This is a genomic window from Bacillus nitratireducens, from assembly GCF_036320425.1.
GTDB classification, from domain to species: Bacteria; Bacillota; Bacilli; order Bacillales; family Bacillaceae_G; genus Bacillus_A; species Bacillus_A nitratireducens.
The window spans coordinates 157,162-178,791 of record NZ_JAUMJO010000003.1 but is presented as its reverse complement, the minus strand read 5'-3'; the positions used below and the strand labels follow the sequence as shown (position 1 = coordinate 178,791).

General features: G+C 37.4%; 25 protein-coding genes. 6 read left to right on the top strand and 19 right to left on the bottom strand.

Annotation, left to right across the window (positions count from 1 at the left end; translation table 11 throughout):
- Window positions 1–34 precede the first annotated feature (34 nt).
- Both Q3V31_RS12795 and trmB read right to left on the bottom strand, forming a co-directional pair.
- Entirely contained in the window at window positions 35–889 is an 855-nt protein-coding gene (locus Q3V31_RS12795) for a YtnP family quorum-quenching lactonase (RefSeq protein WP_000400673.1), read from the bottom strand.
- Window positions 890–959: 70 nt separating this feature from the next.
- A complete protein-coding gene (gene trmB, locus Q3V31_RS12790) occupies window positions 960–1,613 on the bottom strand; it encodes a tRNA (guanosine(46)-N7)-methyltransferase TrmB (protein ID WP_001239377.1) in 654 nt (217 codons plus the stop codon).
- Between the two features lie 232 nt (window positions 1,614–1,845).
- On the opposite strand from trmB, the gene Q3V31_RS12785 reads away from it, so the two are divergent.
- Window positions 1,846–2,124: a YtzH-like family protein gene (locus tag Q3V31_RS12785; protein WP_001122236.1), complete on the top strand. Its 279-nt coding sequence runs from the start codon at window positions 1,846–1,848 to the stop codon at window positions 2,122–2,124.
- A gap of 3 nt (window positions 2,125–2,127) precedes the next feature.
- Here the strand turns inward: Q3V31_RS12785 and Q3V31_RS12780 are convergent, their stop codons facing one another.
- The 4 genes from Q3V31_RS12780 to pepV form a co-directional block, all read right to left on the bottom strand.
- On the bottom strand, window positions 2,128–2,925 hold the full coding sequence (locus Q3V31_RS12780) for a phosphotransferase family protein (protein ID WP_002077574.1): 798 nt from the start codon (window positions 2,923–2,925) through the stop codon (window positions 2,128–2,130).
- Between the two features lie 248 nt (window positions 2,926–3,173).
- The gene (pulA, locus tag Q3V31_RS12775) at window positions 3,174–5,315 is read right to left on the bottom strand and encodes a type I pullulanase (protein WP_000921712.1); all 2,142 of its coding nucleotides are present in this window, start codon (window positions 5,313–5,315) and stop codon (window positions 3,174–3,176) included.
- Between the two features lie 288 nt (window positions 5,316–5,603).
- Window positions 5,604–6,149 (bottom strand): RNA 2',3'-cyclic phosphodiesterase, encoded by a 546-nt coding sequence (thpR, locus tag Q3V31_RS12770; protein ID WP_000248924.1) that lies wholly within the window; start codon window positions 6,147–6,149, stop codon window positions 5,604–5,606.
- Window positions 6,150–6,367: 218 nt separating this feature from the next.
- Entirely contained in the window at window positions 6,368–7,774 is a 1,407-nt protein-coding gene (gene pepV, locus Q3V31_RS12765; protein WP_000104325.1) for a dipeptidase PepV, read from the bottom strand.
- 357 nt (window positions 7,775–8,131) lie between these two features.
- On the opposite strand from pepV, the gene Q3V31_RS12760 reads away from it, so the two are divergent.
- On the top strand, window positions 8,132–8,353 hold the full coding sequence (locus Q3V31_RS12760; RefSeq protein ID WP_000805512.1) for a DeoR family transcriptional regulator: 222 nt from the start codon (window positions 8,132–8,134) through the stop codon (window positions 8,351–8,353).
- A gap of 83 nt (window positions 8,354–8,436) precedes the next feature.
- Here the strand turns inward: Q3V31_RS12760 and Q3V31_RS12755 are convergent, their stop codons facing one another.
- Entirely contained in the window at window positions 8,437–9,165 is a 729-nt protein-coding gene (locus Q3V31_RS12755; RefSeq protein ID WP_001234930.1) for a pseudouridine synthase, read from the bottom strand.
- Window positions 9,166–9,207: 42 nt separating this feature from the next.
- Window positions 9,208–10,860 carry a putative polysaccharide biosynthesis protein gene (locus Q3V31_RS12750; RefSeq protein ID WP_001284035.1) on the bottom strand — a complete coding sequence of 551 codons (1,653 nt, stop codon included), beginning with the start codon at window positions 10,858–10,860 and terminating at the stop codon, window positions 9,208–9,210.
- A gap of 435 nt (window positions 10,861–11,295) precedes the next feature.
- On the opposite strand from Q3V31_RS12750, the gene Q3V31_RS12745 reads away from it, so the two are divergent.
- Both Q3V31_RS12745 and Q3V31_RS12740 read left to right on the top strand, forming a co-directional pair.
- The gene (locus Q3V31_RS12745) at window positions 11,296–12,567 is read left to right on the top strand and encodes a BaiN/RdsA family NAD(P)/FAD-dependent oxidoreductase (protein ID WP_000558877.1); all 1,272 of its coding nucleotides are present in this window, start codon (window positions 11,296–11,298) and stop codon (window positions 12,565–12,567) included.
- 201 nt (window positions 12,568–12,768) lie between these two features.
- Entirely contained in the window at window positions 12,769–14,211 is a 1,443-nt protein-coding gene (locus Q3V31_RS12740) for an MDR family MFS transporter (RefSeq protein ID WP_001228000.1), read from the top strand.
- Window positions 14,212–14,242: 31 nt separating this feature from the next.
- On the opposite strand, the gene Q3V31_RS12735 is transcribed toward Q3V31_RS12740, so the two are convergent.
- Window positions 14,243–14,566 (bottom strand): ArsR/SmtB family transcription factor, encoded by a 324-nt coding sequence (locus Q3V31_RS12735; RefSeq protein ID WP_000098837.1) that lies wholly within the window; start codon window positions 14,564–14,566, stop codon window positions 14,243–14,245.
- Entirely contained in the window at window positions 14,567–14,998 is a 432-nt protein-coding gene (locus Q3V31_RS12730; RefSeq protein WP_000437772.1) for an SRPBCC family protein, read from the bottom strand.
- 421 nt (window positions 14,999–15,419) lie between these two features.
- Here Q3V31_RS12730 and Q3V31_RS12725 point away from each other — a divergent pair, with 421 nt between their 5' ends.
- The gene (locus tag Q3V31_RS12725) at window positions 15,420–15,647 is read left to right on the top strand and encodes a DUF3973 domain-containing protein (protein WP_000498999.1); all 228 of its coding nucleotides are present in this window, start codon (window positions 15,420–15,422) and stop codon (window positions 15,645–15,647) included.
- A gap of 33 nt (window positions 15,648–15,680) precedes the next feature.
- Here Q3V31_RS12725 and Q3V31_RS12720 read toward each other — a convergent pair whose 3' ends face one another.
- Both Q3V31_RS12720 and Q3V31_RS12715 read right to left on the bottom strand, forming a co-directional pair.
- Entirely contained in the window at window positions 15,681–15,863 is a 183-nt protein-coding gene (locus Q3V31_RS12720; RefSeq protein ID WP_000621746.1) for a sporulation protein Cse60, read from the bottom strand.
- Between the two features lies 1 nt (window position 15,864).
- On the bottom strand, window positions 15,865–16,101 hold the full coding sequence (locus Q3V31_RS12715; RefSeq protein ID WP_000533805.1) for a DUF2553 family protein: 237 nt from the start codon (window positions 16,099–16,101) through the stop codon (window positions 15,865–15,867).
- 266 nt (window positions 16,102–16,367) lie between these two features.
- On the opposite strand from Q3V31_RS12715, the gene Q3V31_RS12710 reads away from it, so the two are divergent.
- Window positions 16,368–16,862, top strand: coding sequence for a CarD family transcriptional regulator (locus tag Q3V31_RS12710; RefSeq protein ID WP_002077588.1), 495 nt, complete (start codon window positions 16,368–16,370; stop codon window positions 16,860–16,862).
- Between the two features lie 76 nt (window positions 16,863–16,938).
- Here the strand turns inward: Q3V31_RS12710 and Q3V31_RS12705 are convergent, their stop codons facing one another.
- From Q3V31_RS12705 to Q3V31_RS12675, 7 genes are all read right to left on the bottom strand, one after another.
- A complete protein-coding gene (locus Q3V31_RS12705) occupies window positions 16,939–17,724 on the bottom strand; it encodes a glucose 1-dehydrogenase (protein WP_000286696.1) in 786 nt (261 codons plus the stop codon).
- Between the two features lie 12 nt (window positions 17,725–17,736).
- A complete protein-coding gene (glcU, locus tag Q3V31_RS12700) occupies window positions 17,737–18,594 on the bottom strand; it encodes a glucose uptake protein GlcU (RefSeq protein WP_000353529.1) in 858 nt (285 codons plus the stop codon).
- A 33-nt stretch (window positions 18,595–18,627) separates the two neighbouring features.
- Window positions 18,628–19,050, bottom strand: coding sequence for a DUF3888 domain-containing protein (locus Q3V31_RS12695; protein WP_000717659.1), 423 nt, complete (start codon window positions 19,048–19,050; stop codon window positions 18,628–18,630).
- A gap of 93 nt (window positions 19,051–19,143) precedes the next feature.
- A complete protein-coding gene (gene moaD / locus Q3V31_RS12690) occupies window positions 19,144–19,377 on the bottom strand; it encodes a molybdopterin converting factor subunit 1 (protein ID WP_000621795.1) in 234 nt (77 codons plus the stop codon).
- Window positions 19,378–19,379: 2 nt separating this feature from the next.
- The gene (gene moaE, locus Q3V31_RS12685) at window positions 19,380–19,844 is read right to left on the bottom strand and encodes a molybdopterin synthase catalytic subunit MoaE (RefSeq protein ID WP_000611219.1); all 465 of its coding nucleotides are present in this window, start codon (window positions 19,842–19,844) and stop codon (window positions 19,380–19,382) included.
- Window positions 19,841–20,362 (bottom strand): molybdopterin-guanine dinucleotide biosynthesis protein B, encoded by a 522-nt coding sequence (gene mobB / locus Q3V31_RS12680; RefSeq protein ID WP_002094381.1) that lies wholly within the window; start codon window positions 20,360–20,362, stop codon window positions 19,841–19,843. Before mobB ends, moaE begins: the two co-directional genes overlap by 4 nt.
- Entirely contained in the window at window positions 20,326–21,615 is a 1,290-nt protein-coding gene (locus Q3V31_RS12675; RefSeq protein ID WP_000229708.1) for a molybdopterin molybdotransferase MoeA, read from the bottom strand. The genes mobB and Q3V31_RS12675 overlap by 37 nt, the downstream gene beginning before the upstream one ends.
- Between the last annotated feature and the right edge of the window lie 15 nt (window positions 21,616–21,630).

The following is a 21,630-nucleotide window of genomic DNA, read 5'->3' as shown; positions in this document are numbered from 1 at the left end:
GCTCCAACAAACATTCTGGAACAACCTCCTCTTTTTAAGCTTCTATACTCGTTTTTCGCTCTATTTTTTCTACGATATGCCCTTCCTCATTCCACTTTACTGCACGGTAATACGCGTCATGATAAAACGTAAACCATGCTTCTTTCTCAGCACCATACTTCATCCACTTTTGTTTATGTTCAATCGATGTCATTGGATAGTCATCGTAGGCCATTACCCATAATACATTTTGATGTGCATGCGTCGGTAAAATGTCTGCTAAATGAAGCATCGTTTCACCCTGACTTTCAAGGACGACAACGGCATGTCCATCACTATGACCACCCGTATGCGCCATTTTTATTTCATCCGTAATTTCTATTTCTTGCTGAAAGGTAACAACTTTATCTACAATCGGCTCCCAATTTTCCGTCCAGTATGTATTACGCGATCTAATATTTGGATTCCTCATTTCATTCCATTCCGTTTCACTTACGTAAACTTTCGCATTCGGAAACGTAGGCACAAAGTGATCTCCTTCCCGCCTTGTTAAACCAGATGCATGATCAAAATGAAGGTGCGTCATTAAGACGTAATGAATATCTTCAGGCTTTAGACCCAGTTTTTCTAACGATTCATAAACCGATGATTCTTCTGTTACACCTTGATTTCGCTTCATTTTCTCATTTAACTTACCGTTTCCTATTCCAGAATCAATAAGCATGTTTCCTTCTTTCGTTTGCAAAAGTAACGGATCTGTTCGTAAATAAATATGGTTTGTATCATTATGTTGATATTTGCGTGACCAAAGTACTTTCGGCACAACTCCAAACATTGCACCTCCATCTAAATGTGTATTCCCACCTTTTAGCCATGTCACTTTTATATTTCCAATTTGTAAATGTTCCATCTTTCATCCCCCTTTCTTTTTAATATTAACATAAAATTCTGATTGTTTTAGCTACAAAAAAACCTATGCATTACTGCATAGGTTCTGTGCGATATTTCGCTTCAACTCGATAAATACGATGACCTTTACTAGAGAATTTCTCTTCGTATTCTGTCATAATGTTTCCTTCATAATCACTATTATGAAGATCTAGGCTAAGGTAAGTTAATAACATACCATACTCAGCCATACTCATAAGAGAGTATTCAAATAGGCCTTGGTTATCAGTTTTGAAGTGAATTTCTCCACCCTCTACTAACACTTCTTCATAATTGCGTAAAAACGTTTTATACGTTAAACGACGTTTCATGTGACGATTCTTCGGCCATGGATCTGAGAAGTTTAAATAAACGCGGTCGATTTCACCTTTTGCAAAGAAAACTTTTAAATCTTCAGCATCTTTATTAATTAACTTTAAGTTCGGTAATTCTTCTTCAATTAATTTATCAAGTGCATCTACAACAACACTTGTGAATTTTTCAATTCCAATATAATTAATATGTGGATTCGCTTTTGCCATATCATACATAAAGCGGCCACGCCCTGTACCTACTTCAATATGAATTGGTTGTTCATTTCCAAATACTTCTTTCCAGTTACCAGCGCGCTCTTCTGGGTTTCCGATTACGATATGTGAATATTCATTAATTCGATCCATTGCATAAGGTTTATGTCTTAAACGCATAGATGTCTCCCTCTCTTTACAAAACTATTTTAAAGGAAAAATTCCTTCTTTCTGTTTTAATCAATCTATCAAACAAAAAACCAAGCACGTACGAGCACTCGGTCCGTTTCTTTCAAGTATAAGATGTACCATTTTGATAAAAACTACATAAAGCATTAAACATTCCATGACGAAACAGCTTTTTCTCTTACATTTCCAGTGAGAGAAAAACACTCGAAAGGATGATCCGTTCATGCCAATTAATCAACAGCATCAATTAGAAGTGTTAAAAGATATTTTAGTCAACCATCAAAGTGATTGCTGCGGGACAGTTTCTGAATGCGAGCAATTAGAGCGCCTCATTCAATCGTTACTCGCAAACGATAGTATAAGTAGTGACGCTAAAGCAATGCTAAACGATGTATATTCTTATAGTCAATCGGGTAAATCTTCCTCTAATTTGGACAACCATATTTCCAATAATCAAGAACAACTTACTCAGTGGATTGCTGGAATGGACAATTTTTCTTAAGTATTATTCTGAAGCAAGTAGTTGCTGTAAATATTGATGCCAATATTTAGCTTCTGCTTGCTGCTTTTTTGTTGTGTGCCATTGAATAGATAAAATCGTTTGTGCTATAACATACCATCTCATACGCCTAAGCAATGATTCATCTAGTTCAACATCATAATATCCGAGCCACTCACTCCATTCATGACGCGGAACATACCAATATAATAACATACCAAGGTCTAAAGCTGGGTCAGCAATCACAGCTCCATCCCAATCAATTAAAAACAATTCATCTTCATCCGACAATATCCAATTGTTATGGTTTACATCACAATGGCATACAACGAATTCATCGTACTCAATATCTTTTAATGACTCTGTTAAATATTGAAGACCTTGCTGAATTGTTTCATCAACTCTTATATCTCCTCTTAAAACAAGTTGTAATTGTTGTAATAACTCTTGCGCATGAAGCGGCTGCTTTCCTAGCCTTTGAATCATCTGCACAAGCGCTTTAGAGGAGTGTATTTTCTTCAAAAGTTTCGCAACACGTTCTAGTTTCATATCCTCTGGCTCTAACTTCTGTCCCGGAAGCCATTTTTGCGCAGAAATTACATCACCGTTCGTTACCCTTCTTGTCCAAAGTAATTTTGGAACAATTCCTTCTGCTGACAATACCGCTAAAAAGGGCGATGTATTCCGCTTTAAAAATAACTTTTGTTGTCCGTTTTGCGCAATATATGCATCGCCCGTTACTCCACCAGCCGGTATAAGACTCCACTCTTTTCCTAATAATTGTTCCAACCATTCCATATTCATTACCCGTTAACAAATCCTTATCTTTTATAGTTATGAAAAGAAAAACCGCAACATTTCTACACATGTTGTGGATTCATATATTTTACTGTAGTTGAATGAAAAGAAAACTTGGCATAAGCCGAAAACAGGATAAATCCCCTGCTCTTCTAGTTTATTTTACAAAATCACTCATAGAATGACAACTTATCAAAATCGTCACCTTTGTCAATTCTACATTTATTACATTCTCACCGTCAAGTAGCGATTTGTCACATTATCGCCAATATATACGTGCTAGTTGGAGCCATTTCAAGTTCCTTTCCTCTAAATGAAGAAATTGGCTGTGTTTTTGCTTGCTTTTCGTTTACTATCACATGCCACGTTTCTTCTTTTGGAAGCTCGACTATTTCATTTTGCAAACCACTATTGAATAACACAACAATCTCTTTCCACGGTCCGAAAGATTCTACATTTTGCAAATGGTATGCAAGTGCTTCTTTTGATGTTTGCAAAAAAGTCATATGCTTTTTTATAAGATCAGCGCTTTTTAATCGGAATGCCCCATGCTCCTTCCGAATCGCGATTAAACCTTTTATATAATTAACGGTCTCCATCTCTGTTTCTTTTTGCTCCCAATCTAATCGATTGATTTCATCATTTGCATTATAACTATTTTCGTTTCCTTGCTTCGTACGATAAAATTCTTGCCCTGCATGTAAGAAAGGAATCCCTTGCGAAAGAATAACTATTGCAGTTGCTAATCGATGACGTCTTTTCAAAATTTCTTCTGATTCTGGATTACTCTGCACTAGTTTATCCCACATCGTCATATTGTCATGACATTCTACATAGTTGATGCTTTGCATTGGCTCTAGGAATAATCCTGTTTCTTTCATACTTAAAAGACTACCAGCTACTATATACTGCAAATGATTACAGTCTACATGCCCACCAAATGCAAAGCCACGTTTATTTATATTAAAAGTACTTCCTTTTATTCCATCACGAAATTGATCATTAAACTGCGCGATACATGGCATTTTATTCGCGTTATTTAACGTAGCTTTCTCTCCAAGAGGAAGTGGTGTTTGTAAATCCCATCCTTCACCTAATAACAGCGCATCATGCTTTATTTTTCGCACTTCTTTTTCTAACACATTCATCGTTTCAACATCTAAAATTCCCATTAAATCAAATCGGAATCCATCAACATTGTATTCAGTAAGCCAATATAAAACAGATTCTAGAATAAATTTCCTCATCATTTTCCGTTCAGATGCTATATCATTTCCAACTCCCGTCCCATTAGAAGGCATACCATCTTCACCATGACGAAAATAATATCCCGGGACAAGCTTCTCAAATGATGATAGCTCTCTTTCATAAACATGATTATATACAACATCGATAATTACCCTGATGCCGCACGCATGAAATGTTTCAATCAGTTGTTTACACTCTACTATCCTGTTGTACGGATCAGAGGGGGTTGTAGCATAAAATCCTGTTGGTGCATTGTAATATAATGGATTATAACCCCAATTATATGCGGAAGCAGGATTCGCCTCATCTACACCGCCGAAACAATATAAAGGTAATAGTTCAACATGTGTAACACCTAAATCTTTTATATGAGATAATCCCGTTAACGTCCCATTTCGTCCCGTTGTCCCCTCTTCTATCAACCCTTTATATGTTCCCTTATTATTCACTCCACTGTTTGGATGAATAGTAGCATCACGAATATGCAGTTCATACAATATGGCATCTGTCATTGACTGTAATGGTGGTAATTCCTGTCGTTTTGTTACATTCGTCTTTTCCAAATCGATAACAATGCCGTATTTCCCATTTACAGTCACTGATTTTGCGTAAGGATCCACTGCTTCATTCCATATTAAATTAATACATACGAGAAATGTATATTTTACTCCGGCTAAATCGCCTTGTAATGTATGAGTCCAAACTCCGTTTTCTCCTCTGTACATTTCATAATCGATATATTCTTTATCACTTTTATAAATTCTTACTTTTGCAAGCCTTGCAGTTGGAGCCCATACTTTAAATATCGTCACTTCTTTTTGATACACAGCACCTAAATCTGTACCTTCGTAATAATACTTTTCATCGAAAATTGCTGTTCGAATCACAGCGCCTATTTGTAAATCTGTTTCTTCGTTCCGTTCATCTCGTACTGTATAATATTTCCCCACATCTAGCGGCTCTTCTATAAAGCACTCATACTTCGTTGCATCTGGAAGAGCAATAGTATGAGCAATCGGCAATTCTTTCAAATTGCTTCCTTCTTGTAAACGAAATGTCCGGCTTGTTCCATACGCATGCGGGAGCAAAATTGTAATTTTATTCATTTCATCTAAATAGGCATCAAATGGACGTTTTACTTTCAACATAAAAAAATCACCATCATTCTTAAAGTTAAAATAAAGTGAAACTTTAATCAGTGGGAAGGCTTTACCCCGCTGATTATTAGCCCACACCAATCGGGCCTTTATGGGCAGTAGATCTCCCACCTAACTTCTTTGCTTTATCCTAATTTTGAGGTGGGAGTCTTACTGCCCGCAAATAGAGGGGTGAAACGAGCTGCAAATGATAAGGCTTTTCTTATCAGCAAGACTCTATACAGTAAAACATTATTCTCTATAGTATATTCACCTGTATAAAAAACGTTTTCATACATTCTATTTTTGTAATTTTATTTCAGCAACCGGTCTATACTTTGGCGTTTCCTTCACGTGAGATTCATACAAAGTAATCGTATCTGCTTGAAATGATGTTACAGGTAAGCCTTTTACATTTGCCAGATCAAATACTTTTTCTCCTACCCATTTACGAGCAACAGTAATATGAGGATGATAAGGGCGCGTGTCTAGAGAGAAGCCATTTTCTTCACAAATTATATGCACTTGCTTTTGCAACTGAACCAAATTATTATTCTCACTTACCTTCGCCCAAAAAATACGCGGCTCGTCTTCCATGCCAAACGTTGAAAATTCTTGTAACGTGAAAGTTAGTTCTTTGATTTCTGTAAGTGTTTGTAATCCATTCTTTATTCCTTCTAATTGTTCCTCTGTCGCACTTCCTAAAAATGAAAGGGTAATATGATAGTCTTCTTCATGTACCCACGAGCGAAATAGTAATTCATCCTTCATTTCCACTTTGTAATTAGAAAGAATTTCTTTTATATGACGTGGTAAAGTTACTGCGACAAAATAATGCGGCACCATCTACATCGTCTCCTTTATATTATTGTTGCTTTTCTTTCTTATCTCATTCAGTTAAAAAGAATCGAACCTTCCTAAAAAGTCTAACCAAGTTAAAATTGCAATAGTAATTAAAATTATATCGACTTAACAACAAAATACGACAAGAGAAGCAACCTACCTCTAACAGAAAACCGTCCCAAAAAAACTTTTGGGACGGCCTCTCATTATTTACATATCCATTACTTTGCTAATTCATAAATCGCCTGAGCATAAATCGCTGTTGCTTTTAATAAATCTTCAATTTCAATGTACTCATCTTTTTGATGCGCAAGTTCTTCTTTTCCAGGGAATAGCGGGCCAAATGCAACGCCAGCTTTCAATGAACGAGCATAAGTACCACCGCCGATTGCTAATAGTTCTGCTTTTTCGCCTGTTTGTTCTTCATATACGCGTTGCAGCGTACGAATTAATACGTGGTCTTTATCAACGTGATGCGGGCGAGAGTTCGAATAATCCGCTACTTCAAATCCATGAGTACCGACATATTCTTTTAACTTCGCAATCATTTCTTCAAAATTAGTCGTAACTGGATAACGTACATTTAATCCTAAATTACCACCATTCTCTTGCGTATAAGAAAGGCGACCAACATTCACTGTTAACGGACCGCTAATATCGTCTTTATAAGAAATACCAGCTTTCTCGCCCAAAATATCTCCTGTAAATGTTTCTGTTACAAACGATGCAAACGAAGCCCCTTTTCCATCAAGAGAAACTTTCGTTAAGCAGTTTGCCAATAATAAACCTGCATTTTCTCCCTTTTCCGGAGTAGATCCGTGAGCTGAAATCCCTTTGATTTGTAACGTCACCGTATTACCTTCTACAATTGCTTTACCCATTTTTTTAGCAGTTTGTAAATACTCTTCATATGCTACTGTAAGTGCATTTACATCTTCTCCTGTAATAATCGCTTCTGCATAATCAGGAACCATATTCAAACGACGACCTGACTCAAATGAAATCAGCTTAAATGCGCCTTCTTTCTCTTCGCTACCATTTTGAACAACTTGTATGTCAGAAATTCCTTTTTCAGCATTAATAATTGGAAAATCTGCATCTGGTGCAAAACCGATTGTTGGCATTTCTTCATTTTTAAAGTAATGATCTACACACTTCCAATTACTTTCCTCATCTGTTCCTAAAATCATACGAACACGTTTAGAAAGAGGTAAGCCTAATTCTTTTACAATTTTCATTGCATAATAAGCTGACATTGTCGGTCCTTTATCATCAATCGCACCGCGTGCAAAAATCTTCCCGTCGCGAATATCCGCACTATACGCAGGAGTTGTCCAGCCATCTCCTTCTGGTACAACATCAACGTGACAAAGGATACCTACTAATTCTTCTCCTTGTCCCATTTCAAGATGACCTGCATACCCTTCTAAATTTTTAGAAGCGAAACCATCTGCGTCTCCTTTATGTAACATGAAAGATAAAGCTTTTTCAACACCGTCACCAAATGGTGCGCCCTCTTTCGCAGATTCTTCTTCCCATACACTTTTAATTTGTAAAAATTGTTGTGTATCACGAATTAAATCATCTTTTCGTTTTGCAACTTCTTCTGTCCAATTAATCGTTGACATCACGCATCCATCCTTCACTATATTGTCTCTTTCATCATAGCAAACCGAAATCTCTTATGCCATACATGAAAACCCAATAACGAACAATTGTAATATTTCAGATATTTCTCATTAGTTTTTCTTTTATTTTCTCAAAAAAATTTGCAGGAATTTGGCGTTTTACGTAGAAATTTATGAATTAGTTGACTGACCAAATATACAATGTCAACTACCAATATTTTTCTATATGAATATTTGTTAAACTTTTGTAAAATTTAAGTAGATTAAAGCATGAATTTTATCATGTAGAGTACAATGGTAGTAACGACCTTCTTTCCTGAATGGGGTCAAAAAAACTAGTAGAGGAGTGGTTTTCTCTTGAAACCTACAACTACTCGTATGCTAACACGCATTAAATCGATTTATATGTACATCAATGAAAACGGTACGGTAACAACGAAAGACCTTGTAGATGAGTTCGGGATCACACCGCGAACGATACAACGTGATCTAAATGTGTTGCAGTTTAATGAACTCGTGTATAGCCCTTGCCGCGGCAAGTGGACAACGACAGGAAAGAAAGTGAGAATGACCTCATAACAAAAAAATAATTGTATGTAAATAAATACATACCCCTTTCTAACTCATTAGAAAGGGGTCTTTTCTATGCTTTGAAATTGACGTTACTTTTCGTTATCTACTTGATATGTTTTTAACATTTCTACTTCTTCATCTGTTAATTCACGATATTGCCCAAGTTCTAACTCTTCATCTAGCACTAAAGGTCCCATCTCTGTTCTCTTTAAGTACACTACTTTTTTCCCTACCGCTTCAAACATACGCTTCACTTGATGGAATTTTCCTTCTGTAATCACGAGCTCAATTTCAGAAATATCATCACTCTTTAAAATTGTAAGTTCGCCTGGCTTCGTTTCATAGCCATCTTCTAAAATAACACCTTTAGCGAATTCTTTTACATCCTCTTCCGTTACAACTCCTGAAACGTGTGCATAGTATTTTTTCGGCACATGCTTTTTCGGAGATAATAGTTGATGCGTTAACTTCCCATCATTTGTAATCAATAAGAAACCTTCTGTATCAATATCAAGTCTCCCAACAGGGAATGGATCAAAAATCGCATCTTCTAATTCTAATAAATCTATTACCGTTTCATGGTTATCGTCTTCTGTCGCTGAAATAACACCTTGTGGTTTATGCATCATTAAATAAACAAACTCTTTATATTCCACAACTTCACCGTGAATCATAACCTCTTGTTCTTCTACATTCACATGAAATTTCGGATCTTTCACTGGCGTCCCATCAATTTTCACAACGCCGTCTTTCAATAATTTCTTTACTTCTTTTCTACTTCCGTGTCCCATGTTCGCTAATAATTTATCTAATCTCATGTTCTTCACCTTCTTTATTTATCATAAGAAAAGGGGACGTATTTACGCCCCTTTTGATTTCAACTTTATTTTGAATCTACTACCAAGTTTACGCTGGATTTTCTCTAAAGCTTCTCCGCCAAATACTCTTTCTAGTACTCCTGTGCGAATCGCTAACAATCCGTAAACAAGTCCACCAATACCTGCACAAATCGCAACTGTAATAAGAGCGCCAATACGGCCATCAGGCGAAATCATGAAGGATAGAAGCCATTGTGATAGTTTTACAGCAATAACCATTACAAGTGTTAATATTGCAATTTGGAATGTTCTCTTATATACAACACCAAATGAATAGTTTGCATGTTTTTTGATTTGTCTATTCGTATACCATACAGAAGCTAAGAAGCCGACTGCAGTAGCCAAAATCGCCCCAACTGTACCGAAATAGCGAATAAAGATTACGTTACATACAAATTTCAATATAACACCCATCACAAGCGCAACAATCGCATGTTTCTGCTGGTTAATCCCTTGCAGAATTGCTGCTGTTACTGTGAATAAAGCGAATAACAATGCAACCGGCGCATACCACATTAATACTTGTCCACCTAGTGGATCTGAATCGTAGAAAGCAGTGTAAATTGGATATGCAAGTGTAGAAATACCGATAACTGCTGGCAATGTTAAAAACATATTCGCCTGGAACGTTTGTGTAATTTGTAATTTTAAATAACGGTATTGCTTTTCAGTAAACGACTTTGTAATCGCTGGCACAAGCGTTAAACTAAACGCTGTTGCAAGTGATACTGGAATCATAATTAATTTATGCGTCCACATCGTGAAAATACCAAGTGCTCGCTCTGCGATATCTCCTTGACCAATCGCCTGCATAATAGAGTTAAATGTCAATGTATCAATTTGTTGATATAAAGGAATTGTTAACCCAATTACAACGTAAGGAATTGCATACGCAAACAACTCTTTAAACAATTGAGCGGTACTTACCGTCGATTCTGGTACAGTTTGCTCAATTAAATATTGATCCAAATATTTTTTACGTTTTAACCAGTACCAAATTAATACGCCAAGTGCTCCAACTGCTGAAACGAATGCAGCAAATGTCGCAACCCCAACTGCCGTTGCTACTGTACCACCAAGTACTTTAATAACGATGAAACTACCCGCTAATAAAAAGACGATACGAATAATTTGCTCAATAATTTGTGACACCGTAGTCGGTCCCATCGATTGGTGACCTTGGAAATAACCACGGATCAAACTTGCTGCCGGCACAACAATAAGCGCAAAACTTACGAGACGAATAATCGTCGTAACTTCTTCTATCTTATTTTGTAAACTTTGTTTACCAAGCATTGCTTCTGCAAATAATGGTGCGGTCATGTATAGAACTAGGAACGAAAGAACTCCGGTTACTATCATCATAACCATTCCTGAGCGGAACATTCTCCGGCTCGTTTTATAATCGCCAAGTGCATTATATTTGGAAACAAACTTCGAAACAGCAAGCGGCACCCCTGCCGTTGCAATACTTAAAAATATCGTATATGGAATGTATCCATATGTATAGAGCGTTCCGCCTTCTGTGCCTACTAATGCATGAAACGGAAAGACGTAAATCATGCCTAAGAACTTTACTAAAAATGTCCCTAACGTCACAATAAGCGTTCCGCGCAGAAATTTTGAATCGGACATACGAAAATCCTCCTACATCTAGATAAAGTGAAACTTTAATCAGTGGGGATTTTGTTCATCCCCACTGATTATTAGCCCGCACCAATTGGGCGTTTACGGGCAGTTTATCTTCCACCTTACTTCCTGGCTCTAGCCGAATTTCGAGGTGGAGTTTTACTGCCCACAAATAGCGGGATAAAATGAAACTATAATTAGCGGGAGACTCCCCTCCTACTAATCATTCGAGCATTTACGGACCTTTTTAACTCCCTCTTTACTTCTCATAAATCTTAAGATGGTAGTCTTATTGCCCATAAATAGCAGGATAGTGCTGAACTCTAACTTTTGTATTGTACCACAATTCTCTCCTGAAGCAGTACTTCACTCTATTTTTCTTTTAAGGGAAAACATGCTATTCTTTTAGGCAGGAAATGTAGAAAATGAGGTCGATATATTATGCATTATGATGTTATTGTCATCGGTGGCGGTCCTTCAGGACTAATGGCTGCAATTGGTGCTGCTGAAGAAGGCGCAAGCGTCTTACTTCTTGATAAAGGAAATAAACTTGGACGTAAACTTGCGATTTCTGGTGGTGGTCGTTGTAACGTGACGAACCGTCTACCACTTGATGAAATTGTTAAACATATACCAGGAAATGGTCGCTTCTTATACAGTGCTTTTTCTATTTTTAATAATGAAGATATTATTACATTCTTCGAAAATCTCGGTGTAGAGCTAAAAGAAGAGGATCATGGCCGCATGTTCCCAGTATCAAATAAAGCGCAATCTGTTGTAGATGCACTGTTAACACGATTAAAAGACTTAGGTGTGAAAATACGTACGAATACGCCTGTTGAAACGATTGAATATGAAAACGGGCAAACGAAGGCTGTCGTACTGCAAACAGGTGAAGTGTTAGAAACGAATCACGTCGTTATCGCTGTTGGCGGAAAATCTGTTCCTCAAACTGGTTCTACTGGAGATGGATATGCTTGGGCTAAAAAAGCTGGGCATACAATTACAGAATTATTCCCAACAGAAGTACCAATCCTTTCAAATGAACCGTTTATTCGTGACCGCACATTACAAGGTCTTGCTTTACGAGATGTAAACTTAAGTGTATTAAACCCGAAAGGAAAAGTTATCATTTCTCATAAAATGGACATGCTTTTCACTCACTTCGGCCTATCTGGTCCTGCTGCTCTTCGCTGTAGCCAATTCGTTGTCAAAGCGTTGAAAAAGTTTAAAACGAACACAGTGCACATGAGTATCGATGCATTGCCAGAAGAAAATAGTGAGCAACTGTTCCAGCGCATGCTGAAACAAATGAAAGAAGATCCGAAAAAAGGAATTAAAAACGTTTTAAAAGGTTATGTGCCTGAACGTTACTTCTTATTCTTATTAGAAAAAAATGAAATTGACGGTAGCGAACAAGCTGGACAAGTTTCTCACGAGAAGATTCGTGCACTTGTGAAAGACTTTAAAGAATTTACCGTCCATGTAAACGGTACGCAGTCAATTGAAAAAGCATTCGTTACTGGCGGGGGAGTATCCGTTAAAGAAATTAACCCGAAAGAAATGTCTTCTAAATTCACGAATGGCTTATATTTCTGCGGAGAAGTTCTTGATATTCACGGTTATACTGGTGGCTATAACATTACATCTGCTCTCGTTACTGGTAGAATTGCCGGAACAACAGCTGGAGAAAACGCAAAAATGCAGTATTAAAAAAAGAAACAGGTATTCCTGTTTCTTTTTTTATATGTACATGAAATTATATCGGCGGTTTGACAAGAGATATCAACTTACCAACAAGGAACGCCACATATGCCCTCCTCCTACCTCTCGTTCTTTTTTGTTGCTTTATATACCTTAGTACCTTTATATTTTATATTGTTGAATATTTGAAAAAGGGTAAGGGGAAAAAATATGAGAAAAAAAGTCATGATGTCTTTAATGCTAATGACGTTTCTTTCTGCGGTAGAAGGAACGATTGTTAGTACAGCGATCCCTCGTATAACGAGTGATTTGTCAGGCGTCGAACTTGTTAGTTGGGTATATGCAATCTATATGCTTGCAACAGCTGTTTCGACTCCAATATACGGAAAACTAGCTGATTTATTCGGCCGTAAAAAAGTTCTGCTCATCGGAGCAACAATCTTCTTAATCGGTTCTGCACTTTGCGGAGTCGTTACATCAATGGAACAATTAATCTTCTTCCGTGCTCTTCAAGGTATAGGGGCTGGTGCTGTTATGCCAATCACAATGACGATTATTGGAGACTTATATAGCGAAGCGAGAGACCGCGCGAAGGCACAGGGCTGGATGAGTGCCGTTTGGGGTGTATCTGGTGTTATTGGGCCGTTAGTAGGTGGATTTTTAGTTGATTCTCTTTCTTGGCGCTATATTTTCTTCTTAAACGTTCCTTTTGGAATTATCGCTTGCTTAATGTTTGCCACTTCCTATAAGGAATCTGTTAAGTCCGCCGCCAAGCAACATATCGACTACCTTGGTGCAACAGTCTTCTCATTAAGTACAATCGCTCTGCTATACGCATTATTAACAGGTAGCAGTAAGCAAAACTGGGGAGACATAACAATTATTGGCCTATTAATCTTTGCCGCTATTTCATTCATTATTTTCTTATACATCGAGAAAAAATCTCCGGAACCATTAATTCCGCTAGCACTTTTCTCTAACCGTACATTATCTACTATAAACATACTAACACTTATTGCTGGCGCAATGATTATTAGTATTACAATGTATCTTCCAATTTGGAGCCAAGGTGTTTTAGGAAAAAATGCGACAGAAGCTGGACTCATTTTAATGCCGATTCCTGTTATGTGGACATTCGGTGCTATGTTCTCCGGTAACTTAGTTGGCAAGTTACAAACGAAACAAATCATTTTACTTGGAGCTAGCATTTTATCCGTTGCTACCTTCTTATTATTTACATTATCAACAGATTCACCATCGTTCCTTATCTATGTTGCAGTCGGATTATTCGGCTTAGGAATGGGGCTTGTTACACCAATTTACATGGTCACAATTCAAGCAGCTGTACCGGCTCATACGCGCGGAACGGCAGTTGGTTTAAACACATTTATTAATACATTTAGTCAAACACTAGGCGCTGCAATCTTCGGCACAATCTTCAATACGATGATTCACGCGCGTGGTATTAAAAATCTTGATCTCGTATCTTCTGGCGGACACGGCGGAGCTACAGCAAACGTAGCAACCGAGTCTCAAGAGGCACTGGCATCAAGTGTACACGTCATTTATATGAGCACTTTCGTATTAGCGGTACTCACATTAATTATCGCTTGGCTCTTATTAAAGCCAGCTAAACAAACAAGTGAACAATAATAAAGAGGATGGCCATTTCGGTCATCCTCTTTTATTCTTCATTCTCCACAATATGTTTAAGCATGGACAACTTATTATCCCAAAAACGTTCATAATACGAGAGCCACTGCTGTAATTCCTCTAATGGTTCTGGGTGCAAACGATATATCTTCTCTCTTCCACTCTTTCTTCCACTCACTAAATTTGCTTCTGAAAGAATATGAAGGTGCTTTACAACCGCAGTACGACTCATCGGAAAATGATCCGTTATTTTGGAAATCGGTAACTCTTTATCACTTAATAACCGTATTACTTCTCGGCGGGTTGGATCAGCAATAGCTTGAAATACATCATATTTCGCTGCTGATGAAGACATTTAACCTTCAACAACCTTTTTCAGTTTTTCATTTACAATCGCTACCCATCCGCCATTCATTCTATCGCGAATAATAGAGCTCTTCGCATTCGCTTTCGGAAGAATTTCATCAGGATGTTTCCAGCCGCCGTGAATTAACGTAAATTCTGTTTTATTATCTCCTAGGTCTTTCAAATTAAATGAAACAACCCAGCCATCTGTGTCCCATGAGAAAGATAAATGGTTCGGTTCATCAATTTCTAACACTTTACATGGTGATGGCCCAAATGGCGATTGTACATGAAACTCATGTCCTACCTCTAACTCAAAATCATTTGGCATAAACCATGACGCAATTCCTTCTGCAGTTGATACTACATTCCATACTTTTTGAATAGACGCGTTAAAAACGATTGTTTGTTTAATATCAGTTAATGTATTTTGTTGTTCCATTTTAATTCTCCTTTATTCAGCGTAAAAATAACACCTTTTAGTTTCATTTTTGATAATATAACACCATTTGGTTATATGTCAAGGAAGGCTATGTTCACTGTTGAGAAATTCTCAACATTTTTTCAACAGGACAAACACCCTCTCAGCATTCCCTCATAATATACTCACAAAGGCAATAAAAAATAAAAACTTCTCTCAACATGAAACTCCATCATTCATATTGAAAGAAGCGCCTTACTTATATCATGCGTACTGTGTCTCTCCTCCTTCCCTCAGGGACAATACGTGAGATATGAAAAATCAGAAGGAATATGCCCACCATTTGAGTAGGTAGTTATTTCTCTTCTCCTCAACATTTCCTTAGGAGCGAAATGACTACCGACTCACTTTTTTAAACAAAAATAAAAAGGGGATGTAAGCTATGTTCTATTGCATTAATTGTTCTGAAATTCACCATGAAAAACATCCGAATGATAAAGTATTCAAAAACGGTTTTTATATTGATCCATTTTTAGGTGATCGTTATCACCTCGGTATGTGCACTGATGCTCAGGAGCATGAAACAGGAGAAATTCTTTTAACAGCAAAAAAAACAGGCGCAACACAATCTATTATGAATATTTTACCGACACATGTTGTCCCAACATAAAGCATAAAAAAGAGCTGGCTCCCCAGCTCTTTTTTATGCTTTATAAACAATCATCGCTGAAAAACAATAAATTTGATTTTCATCATCATTAATCGAAACACCAACTTGATACTTTATATCTACAAAATTTCCATCATCAATTTTTTTCAAAAATACATTTACTGCATCTTCTAAGTCTTTTTCATGACTTTCATCAAATACTTTCACACGAATCATGTTAACACCATCCTAGATCGCAGCCCTCCGCCGCTTGATTATTGCCACGGTGCGTATCTATGATGCGATAAAACTTTCCTTCTTCGTATATATATCCGTCTTCTAACACATATTGTTTACCTTCAGTATAGACATAAAACTTACCTATCATAAATTTACTCGTATATAATTCCAAATAATTTGGTCTAAATTTAGCTACAACTTTATTTGTAATATCAATTTTTATTGTGCGCCCCACCTTCTCTCCCTCCTTTGCAAAGAACGGATTTAGGTATATTGTATTAGCGATTTTACATTTTATGCTTAAAAATAAGTGGATATGCCCTTTTTCTTCGCCTGTACTATTTTTCTAAAAAAATCTCCCCTTTTCTTTTCACATATAAGGGCAAAAAAACATCTAAAAAAAACGACTTTTATATATTGACTACAGTATATCAGATATGATATTATATAAAATTTGACATTTTTATCTAAATGTGTTATCATTAAAGATGGTTACCACATATGGAGGTGGATGATTTGTTTCAAATTGGTGATAAAATCGTTTATCCAATGCACGGTGCAGGAATCATCGAAGCAATTGAAGAGAAAGAAATATTAGGTACTACACGTCAATATTGTGTTATACGCATCATTAATAAAGATATGCAAGTAATGCTTCCGATGGATCAATTACAAAAATCAGGTATACGTTATATCGTTGATAAAGGTACGTTAGATGGTATACTTCTTGAATTTCATCATGGGGAATCAGACCCCTCACTTTCCTGGAAACAAAGATATACAATGAATATGGAAAAAATGAAGAACGGCAATCTTCAAGATAGTGCAGAAGTTGTTCGTGATTTACTTCGTCGCAATAAAGAAAGAGCATTAAATGCGAGCGAAAAACAAATGCTAGATAATGCGCGCAAAATGGTTATTAGCGAAGTTGCGCTCGTACAGAATGTTTCAGAACATCAAGCAACAGAATTTCTTCAAGATACAATCAATCATTAATTTTAAAAATAGCTGACCGCTATTTTTTTTTTGCTTAAAAAAGGCCAAAGAGATAAATCGCTTTGGCCTTTTCATATTATCCACGCCCAGCTTGGAACGATGGGTATAAAGTCATTCCACCATCTGCAAATAACGTAATTCCAGTTACGTAACTAGCCTCTGCTGAAGCGAGCCACGTTGCTACTGCTGCGATTTCTTCAGGTTTTCCAATGTAGCCCATCGGTATCATACTTTCTACGTCAGCACGCTTTTTAGGATCAGCGAACTTTTCAGCATTGATTGGCGTATTAATTGCACCTGGTCCAATATTATTTACTCGAATACCTTTTGGTGCATATTCTAACGCTAACGTTTCTGTCATAAGTTTAATACCGCCTTTACTTGCGGCATAGTGCACGAATAGTGGCCATGGAATTTTCTCATGAACACTAGACATATTAATTACAGATCCTTTAATATTGTGTTCCACAAAATATTTAATCGCTTCACGGCTTCCTAAAAAAGCGCCTGTTAAATTCGTATTGATTACTTTATTCCAATCCTCTAATGGCATTTCATGCGACGGTACCGCGTTTTCTATTCCTGCATTATTAATCATAACGTCGAGCGTACCAAACTCTTTCACAGCAGATTGAATGAGATTCACAACATCTCCCTCTGCGGTCACATCACCTTTTACAGCAATCGCTTCTCCGCCTACCTTTTTAATTTCTTCTAACACATCATTCGCTTCCGACTCTCGTGAGCGATAGTTAATAACGACTTTCGCCTTTTCCTTAGCAAACCTTACTCCCATCGCTCTTCCGAGACCAGTCGCTGATCCTGTAATAACGACAACTTTTCCTTCTAAATCACTATACATTTCAATACCTCCTTAACCTTTTGCAATTCCTAACATAATTCCAGCTGCGATAATAAAAACGATACCAACAACAATCCCCGTTAATTGGCGTTTCGTTTTTCTTTCACCTAATATAAGAATCCCGCCAAGCGTCGAAATAACAATTCCCATTTGTGATAGTGAAAAGCTTGTTGCGACTCCGACACGCGGCTGCGAAATGAATAAAAACATATTTCCTGCTGCCCAAATTAATCCTGGAATAATATTTCGTATCGCATACTTATTAAATGGATGATGTTTAAACGTAAGTAAAATCCCTCCTAACACCATACCAACTGCTTGTGGTAATAAAGCCGACCAACCATCTACGTTAAATAACCTAATAACTACTACGTAAACTAAATAACCGACTGTTGAAATTAATAAAATTATGATACCCCTTTTAAAATTTGCTGCTTGCTCTGCATTTTTTTCTTCTTCGCTTTGAAGTGATGTTAAAATAACACCGATAATAATACAAACGAGTGCTAAAATTCCAAGTACGACTGATATTGTCGTAGACCATTCATGAAATACGATAACGCCAAATAAAGTCGTCGCAACTAATTGCAGCCCTGTTGAAATGGGCATCGTCCTCGAAACACCCATTAAATCAATACTTTTCAATTGATTCGCCTGACCAAGTGCCCAAAATAAACCTGACACAATTCCAACTCCAATAACAGTAGGAGTTAATACTGGCTTTACAAAAATATAAACAACAATCGAGAAAATAAGTGCACCAAGCGTTGTTCCAAGCGTTTGACTATACGGTCCACCGCCCAGTTTCACGTTAAATAGCACAATACTTCCCCAAAATATAGCTGGTAAAATCGCTAAAAGTATATCCATGGCTCATTACCTTTCTTTACTAAATGTCATCTGTTACCGCTCTACACCATTAGAGTGTGCTTTCATTTTTTCCTTCGCTCGTGCGCAAACCTTTTCTGCGATCGCACTAGATACATTTTTTTCTCTCTCCGCTTTCTTGATCTTTATGTGATCTAAATTATCTTCCAAAGTAAGTGTAACTTTGTCATTAGGCGGATTATGTGCCCCTTGAAAGGTAAGAAATTGTAGCGTCACTTCAAATCTAGGAACAAATTCATCTTTCTTGCCTAGACGCTTTATATTTGTAACGGAGTCACATTCATACTGATCTTCTGTCGCTTGCCTTATAACTGAGTAATATCGATTAAGTAGTGCACTCTCTAAAAGTTGTTCCTTCGATTCTTTCGCCCAAGAATGGCTTGGAGAAGAGAAAAAAATGGAACATATCATTGTAATCATTACACATATCTTTTTCATAATTCCCTCCTTGTTCTATAAGTTAGTGTTCTCAAAACTGCCATAAAAAAACGACTTCCCCTATTCAGGAAAGTCGTTTTAATAAATCCAATATTAACCACCGCTCACTGGTGGTATAAGTGCAACTACATCACCAGATTGTATCGTATCATCTTCATTTGCATATTCTTCATTAATCGCAACCATAATTGGTGCTGATACTGGTACATTATATTCCTTCGCGACAATATCTTTTAACTCTGCAACCGTAATATTTTCTTTCTCTATTTGTAATTCACTTGTTCCTGCTTCTTCTTGCAAGTTCGCAAATAACAATACTCGAATCATATTTATAACTCCTTCCCAGGCTCTCCTGCTGGATATGGTGTTTTTTCTAATTGATCACCAATCCATGAGTCACCATCTTCCCAAAACTCCTTTTTCCAAATCGGAACAATTTGCTTAATACGCTCCATAATATATTCATTTGCTTCATAGGCCTCTTTACGATGCGGCGTTGATACCGCAACAACAACCGCGATATCAGAAATTTGCAACGTGCCAATGCGATGTGTAATCGCAACGTGTGTACCAGGCCATTTCTCCTTCACTTCTGAGCCGACTTTCTGTAGCATCTTTTCTGCCATCGACTTATAAGCAACATACTCTAAGTATAATGTACGACGCCCTTTCGTAAACTCCCTAACCGTTCCAATAAATGTTGTAACAGCACCGCATTCACGTCGAATTACTTTCTTTGCCACCTCTTCAATCGAGATTTCTGTATCAATTACTTCATAATACGTATTTATCATTTTGCACTCCTAACCGTTTGTAAAAACCAGTCTACATACAATTTTTCTTCTGTTATATGAAATACTTTATAGTCCTCTCTTAAGTTTGACAGGACATTATCCCACGTAATAATTGCTACTACGTTTTCTACCTTATGTAAAAGTTCAATGTCTTCCGCAGAGCGAAGTAACACTACTTTTGGATATTTCTCAGCTTTATAGCCCTCTATTAAAATCGTATCCACTTCAAAAAATTCGTACAAGCGGATAATTTCTTGCAAGGACCATTCATCTCGTAATGAAGACAGAGATAGTAACCCAGCGCCTTCTACACTACTTACGACCGCACCAGCTTTCCGGTGCCTTTCACTATCTTTTTGCGCTACTTCAGGAAAACCACCATGACCATGATGCTTAATTGTAGCAACTTTCATTTCGCTTTCGGCTAATGCATGCACAATTTTCTCTACAAGTGTTGTTTTCCCGCTATTTTGATACCCTACTATTTGTAAGATTGAAGGGGCGTTACCCATGGCCAATCACATCCCTCGGAGTGCTCTAACAATAATACAGATACTTTCATCCCTGCTTCAAATCCTCTCGTTCCTCCGGGCAACACGATAAAAGCATTCGCATCCGCGAGTGAAGATACCGCACTCGATTTATCTAAACCGACCGGCATCACTTGTAGTGCCCCATTAACAATGCTCGCTTTCGCTCTTACAAAACGAGTAAACGGATTTGGTTTCGGAAAATCTTTTTGCAAAATAGCGTCTGCCCTATATATGTGAGGCTCCTTCGCATACAAATACGTTTTTATAACCGGATGCACAAACAATTCGAAACCTACATAACAAGCTGATGGATTACCTGATAAACCGAAAAGTAACTTTCCATCAACTTCAGCTACTGTCGTTACACTTCCGGGTCTCATCGCTATTTTATTAAAAAGCACATTTGCCTGTAACTTTTCATAAATAGCCGGTAAGTAGTCGTAATCTCCTACTGAAACACCGCCCGTTGTAATTAAAATATCAACCTCATCCATCGCTGATTTAACAGCTGTAAAGCATGCATCTAACTCATCGGCAAGTTGTCCATAGTAACGCACTTTCCCGCCAGCTTTCATAATTTGAGCTGCAATCATATAAGAGTTACTATTTCTAATTTTGCCTGGCTCTAGCGGCTCATGCACTTCTAGTAATTCACTTCCTGTCGTTACAATACCGACAACAGGCTGTTTTACAACTTTCACAGTGCTATATCCAAACGTCGCTAACAGTGCGGCAACACCTGGATTGATTACAACACCTTTGTTAACAAGGACTTGATTTTGTTTTATATCTTCTCCTTTAAATGACACATTGTCACCATTTTGGAAAGGGCGTTTCAACTTCATATATGTACTTTCGTTCTTCTCGAATCCTTCCGTCAACTCTAGCATTACGACTGCATTGCAATCTTCTGGAATAGCTGCTCCTGTCATAATACGAACCGCCTGAAAAGCTCCTACTTCTTCTAAAAAAACAGAACCTGCTCCAATTTCTCCTATTACTTCAAATTCAACCGGATGCTCTTGACTCGCTTCCTTCGTATCTTCTGCTCGAATTGCGAAACCGTCGTAAGGAGAACGATCAAAGTGAGGAACGTCGTGATCTGAGACAACATCCTCCCCAAGAATCCTCCCATAACTTTCTGTAATAAAAACTTCTTCTACTTCACCATGCTTAGCGTATTTCATAACCCGCTCTACTGCCTCAGCAACTTGAATCGGGATTCGTTTTTCTACCATTGTTTCTCACCTCAT